Genomic DNA, 19,084 nt, shown 5'->3' on the forward strand with positions numbered 1-19,084 from the left:
GGGCAACCACCAGGGGCGCGGGGAACTGCGCGCTCAGCCCCCACCGGCCGGTGGTCCGGTACGAACCGAACTGCCCCTTCGGGCCGGTGACGACGTGCACGTGGCCGATGGTTGCTCGCGCAGTTCCCCGCGCCCCTAAAAACGCTCGCCCGGCGCGGAAACCCCAGCCCCCGGAGGGACTAGCATCCGGGGCCACCGGGGAGGTCACCGACATGCGCAGACTGGCTTACGCCGCAGGCGGGTTACTCGTGGTGGGGGGCGGGGCCCTGCTGGGCCCCGAGGCGTGGGGGCCCGCGGGGGTGCTGCTCATGATCGGGGCGGCCGCCCCGATCACGTTGCTCGCGTGCGGGCTGATGCTGAGCCTCGGCCTGCGCACGCACATCCGCTGGTATGGCTGGACCCTCGCGGCGGCAGCCGCACTCGCCCTGCCCGCAGGCATCCTCGGCGCGGTCGCCGCGCACGAGCACGGATCGCGCGGGTACGTCTCGCGCTACGGGACACCGGGCCTCGCGGACCTGCCGAAGCGCTGGGGCGGCGCGACCACCGTGCAGCCGCGCGGCGGGTGGTGGAAGACGATGCCGCTGCACTTCGGGTCCGCCGGGTGGGAGCGGTACGGCCGCTACTACACGCTGGAGGGCCTGGACCGGTTCGCCTCGGGCCCGGACCCGGCCGGCGTACGGGTGGACGTCCTGATCGTGGACGGCGCCGCGTACGACGTCGGGAGCTGGCGTACGGACGCGCAGCGCCTCGCCCCACTGGGCCGTGAGCCGCTGCCCGAGCTGCTGTGGGCCCTGCTGCCCGGCATCCTGCTGCCGCTCGCGCTGCTGGTGAGCGTGCCGGTGCGGGTACGCCGCGGCTCCCCCGGCGGGCCGCCCCCGTACCGCGTACCCCCGCCCCGTACGGGCGGCGGGGGCGGCGGGCCCGCCCGGGGGACGACGCCCGCGGACCGGATCTACGAGGCGGCGACCCGGCGGGGCAAGGAGCGGCACCGGCCCTACCGGCTGACCGTGTCCTCGCCGCAGGTGCGGGTGACCGCGGATCCGGCGGGCCTGACCGTCGAGCAGTCGGTCGGCGGGAGCTGACGCGGCCACCTCGAACTGCCCTGGCGCGACATCGCGGACCTGGTCTTCGACCACGACCACCGGGACCCGGTGGTCTCCCTGTACGTGCTGCCCGCGCGGGGCGGCCGCCGCCACGCCCTGGATTCCTCCCACCTTTCCACCGCCGACTGGCACAAACTCGCCGACGCGGTCGCCGCCGACACGGACGGCCGGATCCGCCTGGACCTCGCCGCCCGCGACGGCCACTCCGTGAACCCCGACGCCTGACGGGCGCAGGGCCTCCCGTCCTAGGGCGAATGGCCGATTGGCCGCGCCCGGCGCGCGGGGTTGGCTGGGGGCAGGCGCCGCAGCGGGCGCCGGGAGCGGAGGGCGAGGACGTGTTTGCCGTACGACTGCACGCATTCGGGGGGCCCGAGGAGCTGCGGTACGAGGAGGTGCCGGATCCCGAGCCGGGGGCGGGGGAGGTGCGGGTGGCGGTCGCGGCGGCGGGGGTGCACCTGGTCGACACGTGGCTGCGGGCGGGCCGCACGTCGGGGCCGATCCCGCTGCCGGAGCTGCCGACCGTGCCGGGCCGGGAGGTCGCCGGGACGGTCGACCGGGTCGGTCCGGGCGCCGACCCGGCATGGCTCGGGCAGCGCGTCGTCGCCCACCTCGGCACCGCGCCCGGCGGCTACGCGGAGCTGGCCGTCGTGCCCGAGGCGCGGCTGCACGCGGTGCCGGACACGCTGGACCTGCGGGCGGCCGTCGCGATGATCGGCACCGGCCGCACCACGCTGGGCATCCTGCGGCTCGCGGAGCTCACGCCGGATGACACCGCCGTCGTGCTCGCCGCGGCGGGCGGGATCGGCACGCTGCTCGTGCAGCACGCGCTGTCGCTCGGGGCGCGGGTCGTGGGCGCCGCGGGCGGGCCCGACAAGGTCGCGCGGGTCCGCGCGCTGGGCGCCGCCGCCGTCGACTACCGGCAGCCCGGCTGGACGGACGAGGTGGCCGCGGCGCTCGGCGGCGGGCATGCGGCGACGGTCGTCCTCGACGGTGTCGGCGGCGACGCGGCCGCCGCCGCGCTGACCCTGCTCGGCCCCGGCGGGCGCCACCTCGTCTACGGCTGGGCCTCCGGCGGCCCCGCGGAGCCCGTCCCGGGCGTCGAGACCCGCACCCTCGCCGGGCCCGCCCTCGCGAAGCTCACCGGCACGCCGGAGGGCCTGCGCGCCCTGGAGTCCGCGGCCCTCTCCGCTGCCGCGCAGGGCACGCTGATCCCGGGCGTCCACCCCTTCGCCCTCCAGGACGCAGGCGCCGCCCACGCGGCCCTCGCCGCGAGGGCGACGACCGGCAAGGTCGTCCTGACCCCTTGAGCCTCGCGCTGCCGCGCCGGGGACTTTAGGGGCGCGGGGAACTGCGCGAGCAACCACCCACCGGCCGGTGGTCCGGTACGGACCGTACTGCCCCTTCGGGCCGGTGACGACGTAACGGCACGCCGTGGCTGGTCGCGCAGTTCCCCGCGCCCCTAAAAACGCTCGCCCCGCGCGGCAAGCGCAGCCTGGGGGCGCCCCACGGCGCATCCGTGACCCCCCGCGACGTGGTCGGGAACTACGTCGCGGGCTCGCGGAGTTCTCCGGGGGTAACGAACCGCCCGTACGAGGAGAGACCCCCCGATGGCCCTGTGGGACCGCTTCAAAGAGTCCGCGACGAACATGCAGGCGCAGCTCAACGCCAAGAAGAACGACCTCAAGAGCGGCGCCTTCCGCGACGCCAGCATGGCGATGTGCGCGCTCGTGGCGGCCGCGGACGGGTCCGTCGACCCGTCCGAGCGGCAGCGCGTCGCCGCCCTCATCGGCACCAACGAGGTGCTGCAGAACTTCCCGGCGCAGGACCTCCAGCGGCGGTTCGACGACTACCTGGGCAAGCTGACCGCCGACTTCGCCTTCGGCAAGGTCGGCATCCTCCAGGAGATCGGGAAGGTGCAGAAGAAGCCGACGGAGGCCCGCGCGGTGATCCAGATCGGCATCGTCATCGGCGGCGCCGACGGCGATTTCGACGCGACGGAGAAGTCCGTGGTGCGCGAGGCGTGCTTCGCCGTGGGGCTCAACCCGCAGGAGTTCGACCTCTGACGCCGGGCGGCGGGGGGCACCGCCTGTGAGGCGGTGCCCGAGCCGTCCTCGGACGGGATCCGGCACACTATGATCCGAAAGTGGAGCCGGACCGTCGGAAACCGCCCCGCGGCGGAGGCGACCGGCGTGGATACGCGGGACGTACGGGGAAGCCCGGGGGCACGGCTGCCCCCGTAGCCGGGTGGGCGCCGGGTCGCCCGGGAAGGTGGGGGTGGACGAATGCTTCCGGGACCAAGCGGGGAAGGCTGCCCGCCGGGGACCGCGGCAGGCGGTCCGGGCGGTGCGATCGGCACCCCGCGCGACGAGGAAGCGGCGCTGGCGCTCTACGAGGCGCTGCGGGCGCGCAGCAGGGTGACGGGCGGCGCCACGCCGTCCGCCGACGAGCTGTTCGCGGCCGCGGAGCTGGACGAGACCCAGGGCGGGCGCGGCTGGCGGCGGTTGGCGGATCTGGGGCTGGTGCAGATACGCGACGGGGTCGCGGAGGCCGTCGACCCGGACGCCGCGCTCGCGCGGGCCATGGACCGCTACCAGGCCAACGCCACCGAGCAGTTGCGCAACGGGGTACGGCTGCAGCGCGTCACGGAGGCGCTGACCGCCGTCTACCGGCCCGCCGTTCAGCGCGAGACACGCGAAACGCGCGAGGTGGCCGTGGAGTTCGTCTCCGAGCCGCGGCGCAAGCAGCGCATCCGGCTGGACCTGTCGGACGCGGCGCGGGAGCGGATCGACTCGATGCACCCGGGGCCGATGCCGGCGATCGAGGTCCTGGAGGATTCGCTCGCGCAGGACCGCTCGCTCATGGAGCGCGGCATCAAGAGCCGGGCGATCTACCCGATGTCGTGCCTGGCGTCGCCGAAGTACGCCCGCTGGCTGCACGATCTGGCCGACGCGGGCGTGGAGTTGCGGCTCATCGACCACGCGCCCTTCGACCTGCTGACCTTCGACGCGAACGCGGCCCTGATGGCCGCGGACCCCGAACACCCCTCGGACACCCTGATCGTGGTCCGCGGCGCCGCCCTGATGCGGGCCTTCCGCGCGGTGTACGAGGACTTCTGGCTGCGCGGCCGGCCGCTGACGCCCTCGGCGGGCGGCGCCGCGGAGGACGCGGACGCGGTCACCGCGCAGGAGCGGGTCATCATCCGGCTCATGGCGTCGGGGCTCAGCGACGACCAGATCGCCCGCAAGCTGGGCGTCCACCGCCGTACGGTGCAGCGCGCCATCGCCAAGCTCATGGAGCGGCTGAACGCCGCGAGCCGCTTCGAGGCGGGCCTGAAGCTCGCGCGCGACGAGGAGTTCGCGGGGCTCTTCACCGGCGTGTGACACCCCCTAGCGGGGCGCCGCCGGGAGGTGGTCGGCGAGGCGGCGCAGCAGAGCGGCGATCGGGCCCTGGAGGCCGGGCAGCGTCGAGATGAGCAGGTGGACGAGGGAGAAGCCGAGCGCCGCGGTGTCGGCGGTGTCGGCGGTGCGCAGCCACGCGGTGACGGCGAGACGGGCGGCCTTGTCGGCGCCGGCCGCGGCGCCCTGCGCGTGCAGCCGGGCGGCGGCGACGGTGGCGTAGTGGGTGGCCGCGGGCCAGTCGCCGTCGCGGGCGGCGTCCCCGGCGGCCCGGCCGAGGGCCGCGGCGGGGTCGGTGTCCGCGCCGGGCGCGAGGGCGCACAGGTCGTGCGGCATGTGCGCGGGGTCGCCCCAGCAGGGGTCGGGCGGGCGGCGCGCGGGCACCTGCGGGACGGGCCGCGGCGCCGGATGGGCGGTGCCGTCCGCCTCGACGAGCAGCCGCTCGACCCTCCCGTCGGGGTGACCGACGGCGACGTGCGTGGCCCGGCCGGTCTCGCGGGCCTGCCAGGCCGCCGCGGACCACGCCGGGTGCGTGTCGTCGGCGAGGCCGCGCGCCTGCGACATGACGGTGCCCCACGTGTGGACGGTGCCGCCCGGCAGGACGGCCACGCTGACCGGTGTGACGGGCGCGGCGTCGGCGGGCCCGGCGCCGAACCAGTCCCCCGTCCAGGGCGTGGTGGCGACGGGGATGACCGGCACCCTGACGGGCACCAGCCACTCCGCTCCCGTCCCGCCCGTGGCCCCGGGCTCCCGCCCGCCGTACGGCTCGGGCTCCGCGTCCTGGTCGCCGTACCCGGCCGCGGCCCAGGTCCCGTACGCCCACGGCGAGGCGCCGCTCCCCGGCTCCCGCCCGCCGTACGGCTCGGGCTCCGCGTCCTGGTCGCCGTACCCGGCGGCGGCCCAGGTCCCGTACGCCCACGGCGGGGCGCCGCTCCCCGGCTCCCGCCCGCCGTACGGGCCGGGCTCCGGCTCCTGCTCCCGGTCGCCGCACCCGGCGGCGGACCGGGTCCCGTACGCCCGCGGCGCGGCGCCCGCCGCGGGCTCCCCGCCGTATCCGGCGGCGGTCCGGCCCCCGTGCACCCATGGCGAAGCGCCGGAGGCGTGCGCGTCCGGCGTCGGGGGCTCGTACGGGTAGGAGGTGGGCATGTCAGCCGTCCCGGGGGGAGGGGGCCGCACCGGTCGCGGGGACGGTGCGGGCGGGACGGCGGGTCCGCGGGGGCCGCGGCAAGTGGGCCCGCACCCGCACGTCGCCAAGCGTGCGGGTGCGGCGGCGCCCGGCTCTGCCCGGGCCGGGCGCCGGTCTGAGGGTGTGCGCGGCGGGGCGGGTCGGCGCGGTCATCGGGCCGCCCGGGCGGTGCGGGGCTCGGAGGCCGGGCGCGGGAGGGGGACGGTCGGGAGGGGCCCGGCGGCGAAGAGGTCGCGGCACAGGGCGTCGACCCGGGCGGGGGTGACGGGCGGCAGGGCGGTCAGGCAGGCGTACGGGCCCGAGGTGGTGAGCCGCCAGCGGGCGCACACGTCGGCGGCGGGGCGGGGGAAGCGGACGGTGAGGCCGTGCCCGGTGGGCACCGCGTGGTAGCCGGTCGCGGTGATGTGCCCGGCGGCGTAGTCGGCGGTCTCGTAGCAGCTCCGGACGAGCGCGCGCACCCCGTCGTACCCGCGGTCGCGCAGGGCGGCCCACAGCAGCGCGGTGGCCAGCGGGTTGGGGGTGCGGCCGCCGTTGCCGCGGGCGGGCGCCGCGGCGCCCGCGGTGAGCAGCACCCCGCTGGGGACGGGCAGGCCCAGCAGCCGGTGCGCGGTGAAGGAGAGGCTGTCGGCGCCGTCGCGCAGGTCCCAGGCGAGGCCGCGGCTGCCGAAGGGCGCGGTCAGGCCCGCGGGCCCGGCCTCGACGTGCACATGGACGGGCCCCGCGGGCGTGGCGGCGGCCCGTATCGCGGTCAGGTCGTCGCCCCCGGCGCCGCCCGCGGTGTGGGTGGTGGCCAGCACGATCGCGCCGCCGGGGCGGGCCGCGGTGAGCTGTGCGAGCGCCGCGGTGTCCATTGCGCCGTCCTCGCCCTGCCGGACCTCGACGACGTCCAGCCCGAGGCGGCGGGCGTGGTCGGCGGCGGCGTGGTGCGCGGCGGCGGTGACGTACAGCGGCGCACCGGGCAGGGCGCGCCGCGCCGCCCGCAGCCCGCCGAGGACGCCCTCGGCGGCGCCGCCGGTGACGTGGCCGTGGACGCGGCGGGGGTCGCCGAGCGCGAGGTCGGTGCAGAAGTCGACGACGGCCCGCTCCAGGCCCAGCACGGTCGCGACGGCCCCGTCCGCGCCGGGGCCGGGGCCGGGGCCCTGCGGCTCGTCCAGGTCGGCGAGGGCGGCCAGCAGCGCCGCGTAGTCGCCGCCCTCGGCGGAGGCGGGGAAGTCCACCGCCGGGTCGTCCGGACCCGCGGCGGCGGCGCGGTCGGCGGTGGCGCGCAGGGCGGCGGTGAGGTCGGTGAGGCGGCGGCGGGTGCCCACGGGGTCCGCGCCGGTGACACCGACCCGGTCGCGCGGCGGCGGCGCGGACGCGGACGGATCGGCGGGCGGCTCGTACGCCATGACGACCTCCAGGAGACGGCAGCGCGTGACGTGGTGAAGGGCCGGCAGGACGCGTCGGCCCCCCACACGACTCGCCGAAGGCTCCCTCCCGGACCGGACAGCGCGGACCGGCGGCCTTCGGCGCACCCCGGCCGCGGCAACGGGGACCGAAACCGGCGGCGGAGTGGTGCGGGGTCCTACAAGTGGTGCTGTTTCCGCGGGAGTTGGAGCGGTGCGTACCAACGGGAGAATTCGTACCCGACGCGGCACCTCTTCCGCCACGAACGCTGGCCTACCCATCCACACCTCCCGATCAGGCATTTTGTTCCCCTGTCAGCGCTCGGCAAGCCTGTGAGCTGGTAATTGGCCCTTCCTGCCGATCCGTTGTCCAAAATGGGACACGTACCAATGTGGACAGACCCGCCGTACCCGGCGGCGCAAGTGCGCCGATTCGGCCCCGCGGCGAAAAATCCCGGTTCGCCGGGCCGGACGCGCCGCGCCCCCGCCCGGGCGGCTGCCGGGCGGGGGCGCGGGTCGGGCCGGTCAGGTGGCCAGGGGGAGCGGTGACCGCAGCGGGTCGGGGGTGGGCACGGCGGACGGGACCACCTCGCCGGTCACGTCGTCGATCACCGAGACCCGCACCGCCGGGTGCGGCGCGGAGTCCACGGTGAGCGTGAGGTCCAGCGCGAAGAGCACACTCGCCGGGTGCGAACCGCGCGCGTCGCGGTAGGCGCCCGTGTAGTGCAGCACCCGCCAGCCCTCGTCGTCCCAGTGGTCGAGCAGCCCGGAGCGGACGATCGGCATGGCCGCCTGCCAGGCCAGCGAGTTCTCCAGCAGCTCGACGCTCGCGGCGACCGGCACCCGGTCGCCCGCCCCGCCGGCCGGCGGCAGCGGGTGGCCGAACAGCCGCAGCCGGGCGCGCCGCAGCGGCACCCGCAGCGTCCGGTCGAGGTCGGCGACGAGCACCGCCAGGACCGCGGCGGCCAGCGCGAGGACGCCCGCGGATGCGGCCGGGCGGTCGGAGACCTGCGACCACCACGGGGCGTCGGCGGTCGCGGCCACGGCCCCGCCGGCCACCACCAGCCCGGCCCGGGTGAAGGCGCGCACCCCGATCGGGCCCTCCGCGCGGGCGCTGCACCCGCACGACGACTCCGGCGCGGTGGCCCGGGCGTAGGCCAGGTAGCCGGTGAAGCCGGCCCCGAGCGCGGCGGTCGCGGCGCCGGGCGCCACCGTGTCGGGTACCGCGAACAGCGCGGCGGCCAGGGCGAGTTCGACCACCCCGACGGCGCGCAGCGCGAGCGTGGCGCGGCGCCCGTCGTTCAGCACCCGCACCAGCACGGTGTTCGCGGCCAGTTGGGCGGTCTGCCGGCCGAACGCCTTGCCGGCGCCCGTCGCGACGAGCAGCACCGCGCACACCAGCGGCGCGAGGTTGGAGACCAGCGGAATCATGGCGCGCCCCCCGTCAGTGGCCGAGCGAGACGCGGGCCATGTCGATGTGGCCGTCCGCGGGCCGCCAGGCGCCGAGCACCTGCGCCTCCTGGCCGATCCGGGTACGGGACAGGTCCGCGGTGAGGGCGCCGCCGAGGTAGGAGGCGGTCGTGGTGTCGGGCACGATGTGGCCGACGACCTCGTTGCCGCCGTGGCTGAGGTGCAGCCGGTCCTTGGCGATGCCGCGGATGGTGACGTAGACGTTGACGATGTTGACCCACACCGCGTCGGCGGCGATGGTGCCGTCGGGCATGGTGGCGCCGCGCGCGTAGAGGCCGTCGCCGGGCTCGATGGCCTCGGCGGTGGTGGTGCGCAGCTTCCAGATGCTGGTGGCGTTGGTGAGCTGGACGAGGTGGCGCTCGCCGTGCGAGCCGGCGACGTCCAGGACGTTGCGGTTGACGGCGACGACGCGGCCCTCGGCGAAGGCCGCCGGGATCGCGGCGTCGAGCGAGGGCATCGGCTCGGCGAAGGCCGCCTCGGCGTCGAGGCCGCCGAGCGCGGAGGCGCCGACGATGGTGGCGCCGCCGATCGCGGCCGTGGTCAGGAAGCGCCGGCGGTCCAGGTGGCGCCCGCCGTTGTCGTGGCTGTGGCTCATGTCGTCCTTCCTGAGGGCGAGTTGGGGGGCGGCGGGGTCACTCGTAGATGTAGACCGGGAGCTTGCCGGAGCTGAGGCTGCCGATCGCGGTGAAGGCGGACGGCGTCAGGTCGATGACCCGGTTGGTGCGGCAGGCGCCGTTGCAGCAGGTGGCCTCGCCGCAGAAGCTCTTGGTGCGCGGGCCGCAGTCGGCGAGCGTCACGCACACGGTGGCGCCGGAGCACTGGTGCTTGACGTTCATGGTCGCGCCGCAGGTGCGCCGCGGGATGCCCTCGCCGCACAGGTCGGGGCGGGTGATGTCGTAGCAGGCGGCCGAGAGGTTGGGCCAGGCCGCCATGTGCTTGCTGGACTGGCAGGTGCCGCACGCGCCGGTGCCGGCGCTGCCGCAGGAGCCCCAGGCGTTGCCGCAGCAGAACCAGGTGGCTTCGCCGGCCCAGAGGGAGGTCGATCCGCAGGCCATGTCGCGTTCCCTTCGGAGGTGGCGCAGGTCAAATATGACCTGCACATGACAATCAGATGAACGGAGGTGCGCGCGCATCGCGGCGGCGGCACGGGGGCGGGTGGGTACGCGAGGCCGAATATGCATGCCCATGACAAGATCGGAAGGGGGCTACGTGCCCGCGCCGTTGCGGTGACGTGCCGGGAGTACGGCGGAGGGGTGCGGTGGAGCGGATGCTGCCGTGTGCGGTGCCCGCGTACGGGCGGGGTTCCGTACGGATGCGCTCCCGTACGGGTGCGGTGCGGGTTCCGTGCGTGTGCCTGGCGGTGCGCGCTTGCGGGCGAAGCGGTCTCGTGCCTCGTGCGGACCTGGCCCCGGGCTGGGCCGGATGCGACTGATGTGCCGGCAGTGCAAGGTGGAACACCGCAATGATGCGGGATTCTACGCGCGTACGGAAGAGCCCGAGCGCTCCCGTTCGCCGTACGGTTCGCGGGGTTCCCGGGGCCCTCAGGCGTACGGCTGCACGACCGACACGCACATCGCGGCGCCGACCAGCATGACGGCGCCCGCCGCGAAGCCCAGCAGCGCCCGGCGGGTGCGGTGGCGCTCGCGCGGCGGGACCAGCCAGAACGCGAGCAGCAGCACGCCCGAGCCGGCGAGCCCGCCGAGCAGCCAGTGCCCGGACAGCGCCTGGGCCCGGTGCAGGGCAGCGGTGGCGACCGGGTCGCACTCCGTGCAGAAGGTGGCGGTGGACAGGCTCGACACCGCGAGCGCGAGGAAGGCCGTCAGGAGGACGCCGAGCGTCACGCACCAGGGCCCGCGCCACGGGTGCCGCAGGCGCGCGTCGGGATGCCGCGGTCCGGGCGGCTCCGGCGGTCGCGGCGGCCGTGCGCCGCCGTCCAGGAAGGGCCCGGTGGTCCGGCCGAGCAACCGTCCCACGGGCGTCGGCGGATACGGATACAGGTACGGGGGCCGCGGATTGGGCTCCGCGGGCGGGTACTGGCTCATACCGGCCACCCAACTCCCGTGTGGCGCCGTCCGCATGAGCCCGCGTACTCACCGGCCGCCCCGCGGTGGGGCTCAGTCGCCCCGCGGGTGGCGGTGGCCGTCGACCGCCGCGACCGCCACCGCGAGCAGCGCGACCACCGCGCCGGCCGCGAAGAGCGACTCCTCGTAGACCGCCGAGCCGGAGCGGAGCAGGTGCAGCGCGTGGCCGGCGTACACCGAGCGGTGGTCGTGCAGCAGATTGGCGCCCGACAGCACCGCGAGCACCGTGCCCAGCAGCGGGGCGGCGATGTGCCCCTGCCGCGCACGCAGCCACAGCAGGGTCGGGACGGCGACGAGGACGGCCGCCGGGAAGGCGGCCGCCATGCCCAACCGGGCGTCGTAGCCGACGAGTTCCGCGCCGCCCGCCGAACCGCCCGCGATGAGCGCCACCGCGAGGACGAGCAGGACCGCCGCGCGCCACGCCGTACCTCCCGGGGTGCGCGCCGCGCGGGCCGCTCCCCCGTCCCCCTCCGCCATTGCCGTCATGCGGGCAGTATGCCAAGTCGCCCCGCGGAAAAGCCGTGGAGAGGTGCGGTCGCTCCGCCCTACAGTGAGGACTGCCGCGAAGCGCGGCCGGGGGCTCCTTCGAAACCATCGGATACCAAAAGCCTCCGGTTCACGGGTACTCGCAGCACCCTTCGGGGTCGACGACCGGATTCAGGTGGCAGGCGAAGCGCAGTTCGGGCTTACTTCTGGCAACAAGCAACAGGGTTCGAGTCCCAGCGGAGCCTTCCGGGCTCCGTAGCTCGGTAGCTCGTACGACGGGCACTCGCCTGCTTCCTGACTCCGGCCGACGCCCCGATCCGGTCGCCTCGCGGCCGGGCCGGCGCATCCGCGCACGGCGACGGTACGACAACTGCACAGGCGCCGCGAAGCGCAGTGAGGGCCTACTTCCACTGCTAATGGGGAGGTCGCGGGTTCGAATCCCGCCGGAGCTGCCATGGCTCCGTAGCTCAGCGGCAGAGCACCTACGTAGCTCTTGCGACGGGTACTCGCGGCGCCTTGCAGGTCGTCCTCCGCCGACGGTCCGGAATCTTCCGTCCAGCCGGTCCACCGGATCCGCGGATTACGGATCTCACGCCACCTCGGCGTGAATTCCCCTCATTCCGCGTGCCGTCGGTCCGTGCGATTCCGAAAAGGCAACCGAAATGGCGAAGTTCGCCCGCACCCGTTCCGCACCCACCACTCCCCTCGGCACCACCGGTGCCACGACGACATTCGAGGGCGGCGCCGCTTTCCGGCGCAGCGTGAAGAGCGAGCTGTTCCTCTTCGCCGCGGTGAACATGGTCGGCGAGGCCTCCTTCTACGAGTCCGGCGACGACCGCGACACCCGCTTCCGCGACCTGGTGCACGCCGCGACGAAGGCCGACCCGGACTGGGTGGCGCGCTTCGTGCCGTATCTGCGCGGCGAGATGAACATGCGCTCCGCGGCGATCGTGATGGCCGCGGAGTCCGCGCTCGCCCGCCGCGCCGGGGGTCTGCGCCGCGAACCGACCGTGCCGGTACGCAAGATGGTCGCCGACGCGATGCTGCGGGCCGACGAGCCCGCGGAGTTCGTGGCGTACTGGAAGGCGCGCACGGGCAAGGTGACGCTGCCCGGCGGTGTGCAGCGCGGTGTCGCCGACGCGGTGGCCCGCCTCTACACCGAGCGCGCGGCGCTGAAGTACGACGGCGCCGGCTCCGCGTGGCGGATGGCGGACGTCGTCGCGCTGGCCAAGCCCGCCCCCGCGGGCCCGTGGCAGGCGGACCTCTTCGACTACCTCGCCGACCGGCGCTGGAAGCGGCCCGAGGTGCGGGTGACCGGCCGGCTGCCGGTGCTGGCCGCCTACCGGGCGGCGGCCGGGATGCCGGAGGCGGAGCGGCGCGCGTGGTTCCTCGCGGACCCGGCGCGGCTCGGCGCGGCCGGGATGACGTGGGAGCAGCTGTCGAGCCTCGGCCCGATGGACGCGGCCGCGTGGTCGGCGATCGTCCCGCACATGGGCCTCATGGCGCTGACCCGCAACCTGCGCAACTTCGACGAGGCGGGCGTCGGCGACGACGTCGCTGCGGCGGTCGCGGCGCGGCTGTCCGATCCGGAGCAGGTGCGCCGGTCGCGGCAGTTCCCGTTCCGCTTCCTGTCCGCCTACCGGGCGGCGCCGTCGCTGCGCTGGGGCCAGGCCCTGGAGCGGGCGCTGACCGCCGCCACGGCCAACATCCCGGCGCTGCCGGGCCGGACGCTGGTGCTCGTCGACACGTCCGCGTCGATGCAGGCCCCGGTCTCGGCCAGGAGCACGGTGCGGCACGTCGACGTCGGCGCGCTGTTCGCGGTCGCGCTCGCGGCCCGCGGCTGCGACGTCGATCTCGTGGGCTTCGCGTCGGGGGTGTTCACCCACCCGCTGGCGAAGGGCGGTTCGGTGCTGCGGCAGGCCGAGGCGTTCTGCGCGCGGGTCGGCGAGGTCGGGCACGGCACGGAGACGGTGGCCGCCCTCAAGGCGGCCTACCGCGGCCACGACCGGGTCGTCCTCTTCTCCGACATGCAGGCCTTCCGCTACCCCGGCAGCAGCGGCGGCCTGAGCGTCTCGCACGCCGTCCCGCCCCAGACGCCGTTCTTCGGCGTCAACTCCGCCGGTTACGCCCCCGCCGTCCTCGACACCAGCACCCCGCACCGCTACGAGATCGGCGGCTTCAGCGACAAGCTCTTCACGATGGTCGACCTCCTGACCCGCGGCCGCAGCACGGCCTGGCCCTGGGAGTAGCCCCCGCCGGTAGGGGCGGTGCCGCGCACCGCCCCTACCGGTGCGGCCAGTTCACCGTGGTGCGGAAGACGAGGAAGCCCGCGACGACGAGAGCCGGGGCGGCCAGCGCGAGGAGCGTGCGGGCGGTGCGCAGGGCCGGGCGGGGCGGGAGCACCCAGCTCACGAGGAGGACTGCGGCCGCCGCCCCGACGAGCGTCTGGAGCAGGTGGAAGCCGTGGGTGAAGCTGCGGTCGAAGGCGTCGGCCTCGGGGCCGTCCAGCGGGTCACCGCTCATCGCGGACACCGCGCCGTAGAGCCAGGCGGCGGCTGCGAGGGGGAGGGTGACGAGGGTCGAGAGCAGGGGGGCCGGGCCGTAGGGGCCCGGCTCGCGGCGGCGCGGCTCCGGGAGGCCGGACCAGGGCCCGGCCTCGTCCGGATCGGCGTACGGGCCAGGAGGGTTGTCCATGCCCTCCACCCAACCGCGGGCGGCCGCGCCCCGCATGAGTGCGCGTACTCACAACCCCCCGGGTTTCAGGCGCGCGTGAGGAGTCCGGCGGTGATCGCGTCGGAGGTCCGGCCCGTGCCGGGCGCGTCGTACGACATCGACCGCGACCGCGACTTCTTCGACTTGTGCGTGCCGTGGCTCGTACTGCTGTGGCATCCGGCGACCGTTCCCCCGGCCACCACGGCGACCAGGGCGACGACGACCGGCATTCTCCAGCTGCGCATGGCTTCTCCGTGACATCGGCGGGCCCGCCCCGGCGGGCAGGCACTCCCTCCCACGGACGCGGACGCCGCCGCGGGCGTTCGCGGGGCCGCGCGATCAGGACATTCCTGTGACATGTCCGCTACCCGGGGGAAGCGCCCACGACCGGTCAGGTTTCGAGAAGCGCGCAGGTGGGGGCGTGGTTACGGTCGACGTATGAACTCCATCGAAGCTGTCATTCTCGACGCCGCGGACCCGGCGGCCGCCGAGCGGTTCTACGAGCGGGCCTTCGGCCTCGGGGACCTGGTGCGGGTACGGGCCGCGGACGCGGAGGCCGGGAGCGGCTTTCGCGGGTACACGCTGTCGCTCGTGGTGGCGCAGCCGTCGATCGTGCGGGGCCTGGTCGGGTCGGCGGTCGACGCGGGGGCGTCGGAGGTCAAGCCGGTGACGAAGTCGCTGTGGGGGTACGGCGGGGTGGTGAAGGCGCCGGACGGGGCGCTGTGGAAGATCGCGACGTCGGCGAAGAAGGACACCGCGCCCGACAGCCGGAAGGTCGACGAGGTCGTCCTGCTGCTCGGCGCCACCGACGTCCTCGCGACCAAGCGCTTCTACGTGGAGCAGGGCCTCACGGTCGGCAAGAGCTTCGGCCGCAAGTACGTCGAGTTCGCGGCCCCCGGCAGCATCAAGCTCGCCCTGTACGGCCGCCGCGCCCTGGCGAAGGACGCCGGCGTACCGGAGGAGGGCGAAGGCCCCCACGGCCTGGCGATCGCCGCCTCCGGCACGTCCGCCTTCACCGACCCGGACGGCTTCGCCTGGCAGCCGGCGTCCTGACCCCCGGCTTGCCGCGTCTGCGGCCCGGGACCGGCAGCGGGCACCCACCGAGGTAGCATCCGCGGTAGCATAAAGGGCATGAGTGAGCCCACCCGCAAGTACTCGATCACGATGCCGAGCGACATCGCCGAAGCCGCCCGGGCCCGCGGCGGCCCGTCCGGTCTGTCCGCCTACGTCGCCGCCGCCGTCGCCCGGCAGATCGAGCGGGACAACCTCAACGAGCTCATCCAGGTCGCCGAGGCGGAGCACGGCCCTGTCACCGACGAGGAGGTGCAGGCCCTGCGCGACCAGCTCCACCGGGCGCGCGCGCAGCAGACCGGCGGCGGGAAGAACGCGGCGTGACACATGCCCCCGCCGCCCCGGGCGGCACCCTGGTGCTCGACAGCGAAGGGCTCGCGAAGGCCGTACTGCGGGACCGTACGGTGACCGCCTGGCTCGCCCTCGCGCGCGCCGACGACCTGCGCGTGATCACGTCCGCGGCCACCCTGGTGGAAGTGGTCCACCCGCGCATCAACCGGCCCGCGTTGCAGTGGACACTGTCGCGCCTGGTCGTGGAGCCCGTCACGGAAGCGACCGCCCGCCACGCGGCCGCGCTCCTGGCGGACGCCGGCCTGCACGGCCACAAGTACGCCATCGACGCCATGCTGAGCGCGACCGCCCTCGCGGCACCCGCACCCGTCACCGTCCTCACGTCCGACCCCGAGGACCTGACCGCGCTGTGCGGTGCGGGCGCGACGGTCGTCAGGATCTGATCCCCACATCGCGCGCGGGGCGGGCCGTTGGTGAACCGTTGGCGGTTTGTTGCCGCCGTTTCCTAGCCTCGTCACGTCCACACACCGCCGGTGCGGACGGGACGGGGCCTGGTCACGGGGCAGGCTCGGGGCCGTCCGCACCGGGGAAGCGCCGGGCGGCGCGGCCGCCGGGGTACAGGTCTGCGGGTCGTTCGATCCGTGGTCACTCCCCCGCGAGACGGGCCTCGCGGGGTGGTGTGCAGGTGCGGCGGGGGGCCTTCAGCGGAGGCCGCCCGCCGCACAGGCGTCCTCCAGCGCGGCCAGGCCTGCCACGCACTCCTGCTCGCGCTGCGGCAGCAGGTGGAAGCGGGCCAGGTCGAGGCAGGCCTGCCAGCACTCGCGGGCGGCCTCCCACTCGCCGAAGTGGTGGTGGACGCGGGCGGTCGCGGCCAGGCAGTCGGCCTCGCCGCCGTAGTCGCTCAACTGCCGCCGGATGGCGAGGGCTTCGTCGAGCGCGGCGAAGGCCTCGGCCCGCTCGCCGAGGTGCTGGAGCGCGGCGCCGTAGTTCGTCAGCAAGGTGGCCAGCGCGGTCGGCCGGCCCAGCGCGCGCAGCAACCCCAGGCGGCGGCGCTGGTGTTCGACGGCCCCGGCGTAGTCGCCGGCGAGCTGGAGCGCGTCGGCGATCCGGCCCAGGACCAGCGACTCGCTGCCGGGCACGTCCACTTCCCGGTAGAGCTCCTGGGAGCGCAGCGCGTACGCCAGCCCTGGCTCGGGCCGGCCGGCCTGGACGTGCAGTGCCGAGAGGTTGCCGAGGATGGACGCCTGGGCGGTGATGTCCCCGGCCCGCTCGAAGAGTTCGAGGGCGACGCCGAGATTCTCCAGGCACTCCTCGTTGCGGTAGGCCATGCCGTGCGCGACGGCGATCCGCCGGTAGAGCCAGGCCCGCCCCACCGTGTCGTCCTGCGCGACGGCGATGTCCAGCGCGCTGCGCAGCGCCGCGTCCCAGATGCCCGTCCACCAGTACGTGTCGCCGTAGCCGAACAGGCCCACCGCCAGCCGCCAGGCGATGTCGGAGCGGCCGAGGGCGCCGGCCCGGGCGATCGCGTGCTGGATCGCGGGGAGTTCGCGGACGTACCAGGCGAGCGCCTCGTGCGCGTCGGCGAAAGGCGGCGGTGGTGCGGTGGGCGGGCCGGGCAGCGGCGGGGGCGGCTGGGTCTCGCCGACGGTTATCGCCGACGCGCTCTCGACCGCCGCCACGTACCAGGCCAGCAGCCGCAGTTCGGCCCGCGCGCGCGGCTCGGCGGGCTCCTCCGCGCGCAGGCGCTCGGCCGCGTACTCGCCGAGCAGGTCGTGCATGCCGTACCGCTCGGGCGCCGGGCTCTGCAGGAGGTGGACGTCGGTGAGCCGGTCCAGCAGCCGGGCGGTGTCGCGGACCGGCAGGTCGAGCAGCGCGGCGGCCGAGTGCGGGGTCACCTCGTACTCGGGCCAGACGCCCAGCAGGCGGAAGGCGCGGGCGACGGCCCGCTCGGGCGGCAGGTCGCTGTCGCGCATCGCGACGTAGCTCATGCCGATCGTGGCCTCGACGTCCAGGCTGCCGACGGTCAGTTCGGGCAGCCGGCCGGTGCCGGACGACAGCCGGCGGGCGAGCAGCGACAGCGGCCAGCCGGGCCGGGAGGCGAGCCGGCCGCCGACGACGCTCAGCGCGAGCGGCAGCCCGCCGCACCGCGCCAGGATCTCGGCTGCGGCCTCCGGCTCCTCCAGGACGCGCTCGCTCCCGCACAGCGCGGCCAGCAGCACCTCCTGGTCGGCGGACGTGAGCGGCGCCAGCGGCAGCAGCACCGCGGCCGGCAGGTCGGTCAGGGTGTGCCGGCTGGTGACGACGACCGCGCAGCCGCCGCTGCCCGGCAGCAGCGGCACGACCTGCGCGGCGTCCCGCGCGTTGTCCAGCACCAGCAGCATCCGGCGGTGGGCCAGGACGGTACGGAAGAGCGCGGCGCAGTCGTCCATGTCGCCGGGCAGCGACTCGTCGCGCACCCCGAGGTCGGACAGGAAGCGGACGAGCAGGTCGCGCGGGTCGCGGCGGCCGCCGGGGCCGAATCCGCGCAGGTCGGCGTAGAGCTGCCCGTCGGGGTAGTCCGCGTGCAGCAGGTGCGCGACGTGGACGGTGAGCGCGGTCTTGCCGACGCCGCCCATCCCCGAGACGACGACCGGGCGCGGTGCCCGGCCGGGGGCCTCCCCGCCGGGGGCGGCGCCGGGTCTCAGCAGCGCGGTGAGCCGGGCGACCTCGGCGTCCCGTCCGGTGAACAGGCCCGCGTCGGCGGGGAGTTGGTGCAGCGGCCGGAAGGCGGGGGTAGGCGGCTCCGCGGGAGCCTGCGCGGGTACGGCTACCGTCGCGTCCGCGGGGGCGTCCGCGGTCGGCACCTCCTGGGCCAGCACCTCCTGGTACGCGGCCCGTACCGCCGCCGACGGGTCGACGCCCAACTCCTCGGCGAGCGTGGCCCGCAGCCGCGCGTACACCTCCAGCGCCTCGGCCTGCCGGTGCGCGCCGTGCAGCGCCAGCATCAACTGCCGGTGGAAGGCCTCGCGGAGCGGGTGCTCGGCGGCAAGTGCCGTGAGGCGGCCGATGAGTTCGGGGCGGCGGCCCAGCGCGAGCTGGGCGTCGAAGCCCCACTCCAGCGCCTGCAGCCGTGCCTCGGCCAGTTGCCGCACCACCGGCAACTGCGGTTCCGCGTCGGCGAATTCGGGAAGGTCGGCGAGCGGCCCGCCGCGCCACAGGGCGAGCGCGGCGGCGCTGCGCTCCGCCGCCTCGGCCCAGTCCTGCCGCAGATGCGCGGCGCGGGCGGCGTCCACCTGCCCCTGGAAGACCTCGACGTCGAACTCGCCGTCGGCGACGTGCAGCCGGTAGCCGTGCGGCACCGCGGTGATGCGCTGCGGCTCGTCGCCGAGGAAGGCCAACTGCCGCCGCAGCCGCGTCAGATGGTTGAAGAGGGAGGCGTCGGCGGTGGCCGGCGGGCGGGCGCCCCACAGCGCCTCCTTGAGCGCGTCCTTCGACACCGTCCGGTTGGCCGCCAGCAGGAGTGCGGCGAGCAGGACGCGGACCTTGTGGCCGCCGACCGCCCGCTCCTGCGTCCCGTCGTGCACCAGCAGCGGCCCCAGCAGCCCGAACGTCGGCATCGCGCCCCCTTACCTGCGGACATTCTAGGCGCACCGCTCCCCGCGCGGCCTCGGCACAGGCGCGGGCGCCCCGTGCCCGGCACCGTGCCGGCGCCCTTTCGTGCCGCGGCGGACGGAAAGCTTCCGGGCGGCAGGTGCGCGAACGGCGGATGAACAGTCGGAAAGGCTTGTGGAATTCCGGCAGGTCGAAGCTTTCACCGCCCCCGCGTAGGCGGAAACACGCAGGCCAGGGCCCATCCACCGGAATACACTCCGCTCACCGGAACCGGACGTGTGGAAGATTCCGTACCGGTTCGGGGATTTGTCGT

Annotated in this window: 19 protein-coding genes; 9 read left to right on the plus strand and 10 right to left on the minus strand. The window is 75.6% G+C overall.

Annotated features, from left to right (window positions below; translation table 11 throughout):
- Positions 1 to 212 precede the first annotated feature (212 nt).
- The 5 genes from ACH4SL_RS33965 to ACH4SL_RS33985 all read left to right on the plus strand — a co-directional run bounded on the left by ACH4SL_RS33965 (position 213) and on the right by ACH4SL_RS33985 (position 4,483).
- Positions 213 to 1,082, plus strand: a complete 870-nt coding sequence (locus tag ACH4SL_RS33965) for a hypothetical protein (RefSeq protein WP_398453209.1) — start codon at positions 213 to 215, stop codon at positions 1,080 to 1,082.
- 69 nt (positions 1,083 to 1,151) lie between these two features.
- Entirely contained in the window at positions 1,152 to 1,328 is a 177-nt protein-coding gene (locus tag ACH4SL_RS33970; RefSeq protein WP_398453211.1) for a hypothetical protein, read from the plus strand.
- A gap of 110 nt (positions 1,329 to 1,438) precedes the next feature.
- The gene (locus tag ACH4SL_RS33975; protein WP_398453213.1) at positions 1,439 to 2,410 is read left to right on the plus strand and encodes an alcohol dehydrogenase catalytic domain-containing protein; all 972 of its coding nucleotides are present in this window, start codon (positions 1,439 to 1,441) and stop codon (positions 2,408 to 2,410) included.
- A 300-nt stretch (positions 2,411 to 2,710) separates the two neighbouring features.
- Positions 2,711 to 3,166 (plus strand): tellurite resistance TerB family protein, encoded by a 456-nt coding sequence (locus ACH4SL_RS33980; protein ID WP_398453215.1) that lies wholly within the window; start codon positions 2,711 to 2,713, stop codon positions 3,164 to 3,166.
- Between the two features lie 219 nt (positions 3,167 to 3,385).
- On the plus strand, positions 3,386 to 4,483 hold the full coding sequence (locus ACH4SL_RS33985; protein WP_398453218.1) for a LuxR C-terminal-related transcriptional regulator: 1,098 nt from the start codon (positions 3,386 to 3,388) through the stop codon (positions 4,481 to 4,483).
- Positions 4,484 to 4,489: 6 nt separating this feature from the next.
- Here ACH4SL_RS33985 and ACH4SL_RS33990 read toward each other — a convergent pair whose 3' ends face one another.
- From ACH4SL_RS33990 to ACH4SL_RS34020, 7 genes are all read right to left on the minus strand, one after another.
- Entirely contained in the window at positions 4,490 to 5,644 is a 1,155-nt protein-coding gene (locus ACH4SL_RS33990) for a hypothetical protein (RefSeq protein ID WP_398453220.1), read from the minus strand.
- Positions 5,645 to 5,833: 189 nt separating this feature from the next.
- Positions 5,834 to 7,072, minus strand: coding sequence for a histidine decarboxylase (locus ACH4SL_RS33995; RefSeq protein WP_398453223.1), 1,239 nt, complete (start codon positions 7,070 to 7,072; stop codon positions 5,834 to 5,836).
- Positions 7,073 to 7,594: 522 nt separating this feature from the next.
- A complete protein-coding gene (locus ACH4SL_RS34000; RefSeq protein WP_398453226.1) occupies positions 7,595 to 8,500 on the minus strand; it encodes a MauE/DoxX family redox-associated membrane protein in 906 nt (301 codons plus the stop codon).
- A gap of 13 nt (positions 8,501 to 8,513) precedes the next feature.
- Positions 8,514 to 9,134 carry a twin-arginine translocation signal domain-containing protein gene (locus ACH4SL_RS34005; RefSeq protein WP_398453229.1) on the minus strand — a complete coding sequence of 207 codons (621 nt, stop codon included), beginning with the start codon at positions 9,132 to 9,134 and terminating at the stop codon, positions 8,514 to 8,516.
- Positions 9,135 to 9,171: 37 nt separating this feature from the next.
- Positions 9,172 to 9,594: a hypothetical protein gene (locus tag ACH4SL_RS34010; RefSeq protein WP_398453231.1), complete on the minus strand. Its 423-nt coding sequence runs from the start codon at positions 9,592 to 9,594 to the stop codon at positions 9,172 to 9,174.
- Positions 9,595 to 10,080: 486 nt separating this feature from the next.
- Positions 10,081 to 10,581 (minus strand): hypothetical protein, encoded by a 501-nt coding sequence (locus ACH4SL_RS34015; RefSeq protein WP_398453234.1) that lies wholly within the window; start codon positions 10,579 to 10,581, stop codon positions 10,081 to 10,083.
- Positions 10,582 to 10,653: 72 nt separating this feature from the next.
- On the minus strand, positions 10,654 to 11,106 hold the full coding sequence (locus ACH4SL_RS34020) for a hypothetical protein (RefSeq protein ID WP_398453236.1): 453 nt from the start codon (positions 11,104 to 11,106) through the stop codon (positions 10,654 to 10,656).
- Between the two features lie 662 nt (positions 11,107 to 11,768).
- On the opposite strand from ACH4SL_RS34020, the gene ACH4SL_RS34025 reads away from it, so the two are divergent.
- Positions 11,769 to 13,355: a TROVE domain-containing protein gene (locus ACH4SL_RS34025; protein ID WP_398453239.1), complete on the plus strand. Its 1,587-nt coding sequence runs from the start codon at positions 11,769 to 11,771 to the stop codon at positions 13,353 to 13,355.
- 34 nt (positions 13,356 to 13,389) lie between these two features.
- Here the strand turns inward: ACH4SL_RS34025 and ACH4SL_RS34030 are convergent, their stop codons facing one another.
- Positions 13,390 to 13,800: a hypothetical protein gene (locus tag ACH4SL_RS34030; RefSeq protein ID WP_398453242.1), complete on the minus strand. Its 411-nt coding sequence runs from the start codon at positions 13,798 to 13,800 to the stop codon at positions 13,390 to 13,392.
- A gap of 65 nt (positions 13,801 to 13,865) precedes the next feature.
- A complete protein-coding gene (locus ACH4SL_RS34035; protein WP_398453245.1) occupies positions 13,866 to 14,063 on the minus strand; it encodes a hypothetical protein in 198 nt (65 codons plus the stop codon).
- Between the two features lie 193 nt (positions 14,064 to 14,256).
- Between ACH4SL_RS34035 and ACH4SL_RS34040 the strand changes: the two genes are divergently transcribed.
- From ACH4SL_RS34040 to ACH4SL_RS34050, 3 genes are all read left to right on the plus strand, one after another.
- Complete coding sequence (locus ACH4SL_RS34040; RefSeq protein WP_398453247.1) at positions 14,257 to 14,871, plus strand: glyoxalase; 615 nt, start codon at positions 14,257 to 14,259, stop codon at positions 14,869 to 14,871.
- Between the two features lie 78 nt (positions 14,872 to 14,949).
- Positions 14,950 to 15,213 (plus strand): CopG family transcriptional regulator, encoded by a 264-nt coding sequence (locus tag ACH4SL_RS34045; RefSeq protein WP_398453250.1) that lies wholly within the window; start codon positions 14,950 to 14,952, stop codon positions 15,211 to 15,213.
- On the plus strand, positions 15,210 to 15,623 hold the full coding sequence (locus tag ACH4SL_RS34050) for a PIN domain-containing protein (protein ID WP_398453253.1): 414 nt from the start codon (positions 15,210 to 15,212) through the stop codon (positions 15,621 to 15,623). The genes ACH4SL_RS34045 and ACH4SL_RS34050 overlap by 4 nt, the downstream gene beginning before the upstream one ends.
- 258 nt (positions 15,624 to 15,881) lie before the next feature.
- On the opposite strand, the gene ACH4SL_RS34055 is transcribed toward ACH4SL_RS34050, so the two are convergent.
- Positions 15,882 to 18,776, minus strand: coding sequence for an AfsR/SARP family transcriptional regulator (locus ACH4SL_RS34055; protein ID WP_398453256.1), 2,895 nt, complete (start codon positions 18,774 to 18,776; stop codon positions 15,882 to 15,884).
- Positions 18,777 to 19,084: the final 308 nt, after the last annotated feature.

Origin of the sequence: Streptomyces sp. NPDC021020 (assembly GCF_044333285.1) — a bacterium.
Lineage (GTDB): Bacteria > Actinomycetota > Actinomycetes > Streptomycetales > Streptomycetaceae > Actinacidiphila.

Excerpts from the sequence above, each read along its gene's own strand:
- ACH4SL_RS33990 (WP_398453220.1), bottom strand. The coding sequence starts at position 5,644 with ATGCCCACCTCCTACCCGTACGAGCCCCCGACGCCGGACGCGCACGCC.
- ACH4SL_RS34000 (WP_398453226.1), bottom strand. The coding sequence starts at position 8,500 with ATGATTCCGCTGGTCTCCAACCTCGCGCCGCTGGTGTGCGCGGTGCTG.
- ACH4SL_RS34045 (WP_398453250.1), top strand. The coding sequence starts at position 14,950 with ATGAGTGAGCCCACCCGCAAGTACTCGATCACGATGCCGAGCGACATC.
- ACH4SL_RS33980 (WP_398453215.1), top strand. The coding sequence starts at position 2,711 with ATGGCCCTGTGGGACCGCTTCAAAGAGTCCGCGACGAACATGCAGGCG.
- ACH4SL_RS33985 (WP_398453218.1), top strand. The coding sequence starts at position 3,386 with ATGCTTCCGGGACCAAGCGGGGAAGGCTGCCCGCCGGGGACCGCGGCA.
- ACH4SL_RS33965 (WP_398453209.1), top strand. The coding sequence starts at position 213 with ATGCGCAGACTGGCTTACGCCGCAGGCGGGTTACTCGTGGTGGGGGGC.
- ACH4SL_RS34010 (WP_398453231.1), bottom strand. The coding sequence starts at position 9,594 with ATGGCCTGCGGATCGACCTCCCTCTGGGCCGGCGAAGCCACCTGGTTC.
- ACH4SL_RS34005 (WP_398453229.1), bottom strand. The coding sequence starts at position 9,134 with ATGAGCCACAGCCACGACAACGGCGGGCGCCACCTGGACCGCCGGCGC.
- ACH4SL_RS34035 (WP_398453245.1), bottom strand. The coding sequence starts at position 14,063 with ATGCGCAGCTGGAGAATGCCGGTCGTCGTCGCCCTGGTCGCCGTGGTG.
- ACH4SL_RS34025 (WP_398453239.1), top strand. The coding sequence starts at position 11,769 with ATGGCGAAGTTCGCCCGCACCCGTTCCGCACCCACCACTCCCCTCGGC.
- ACH4SL_RS34040 (WP_398453247.1), top strand. The coding sequence starts at position 14,257 with ATGAACTCCATCGAAGCTGTCATTCTCGACGCCGCGGACCCGGCGGCC.
- ACH4SL_RS34030 (WP_398453242.1), bottom strand. The coding sequence starts at position 13,800 with ATGGACAACCCTCCTGGCCCGTACGCCGATCCGGACGAGGCCGGGCCC.
- ACH4SL_RS34055 (WP_398453256.1), bottom strand. The coding sequence starts at position 18,776 with ATGCCGACGTTCGGGCTGCTGGGGCCGCTGCTGGTGCACGACGGGACG.
- ACH4SL_RS34015 (WP_398453234.1), bottom strand. The coding sequence starts at position 10,581 with ATGAGCCAGTACCCGCCCGCGGAGCCCAATCCGCGGCCCCCGTACCTG.
- ACH4SL_RS34020 (WP_398453236.1), bottom strand. The coding sequence starts at position 11,106 with ATGACGGCAATGGCGGAGGGGGACGGGGGAGCGGCCCGCGCGGCGCGC.
- ACH4SL_RS33995 (WP_398453223.1), bottom strand. The coding sequence starts at position 7,072 with ATGGCGTACGAGCCGCCCGCCGATCCGTCCGCGTCCGCGCCGCCGCCG.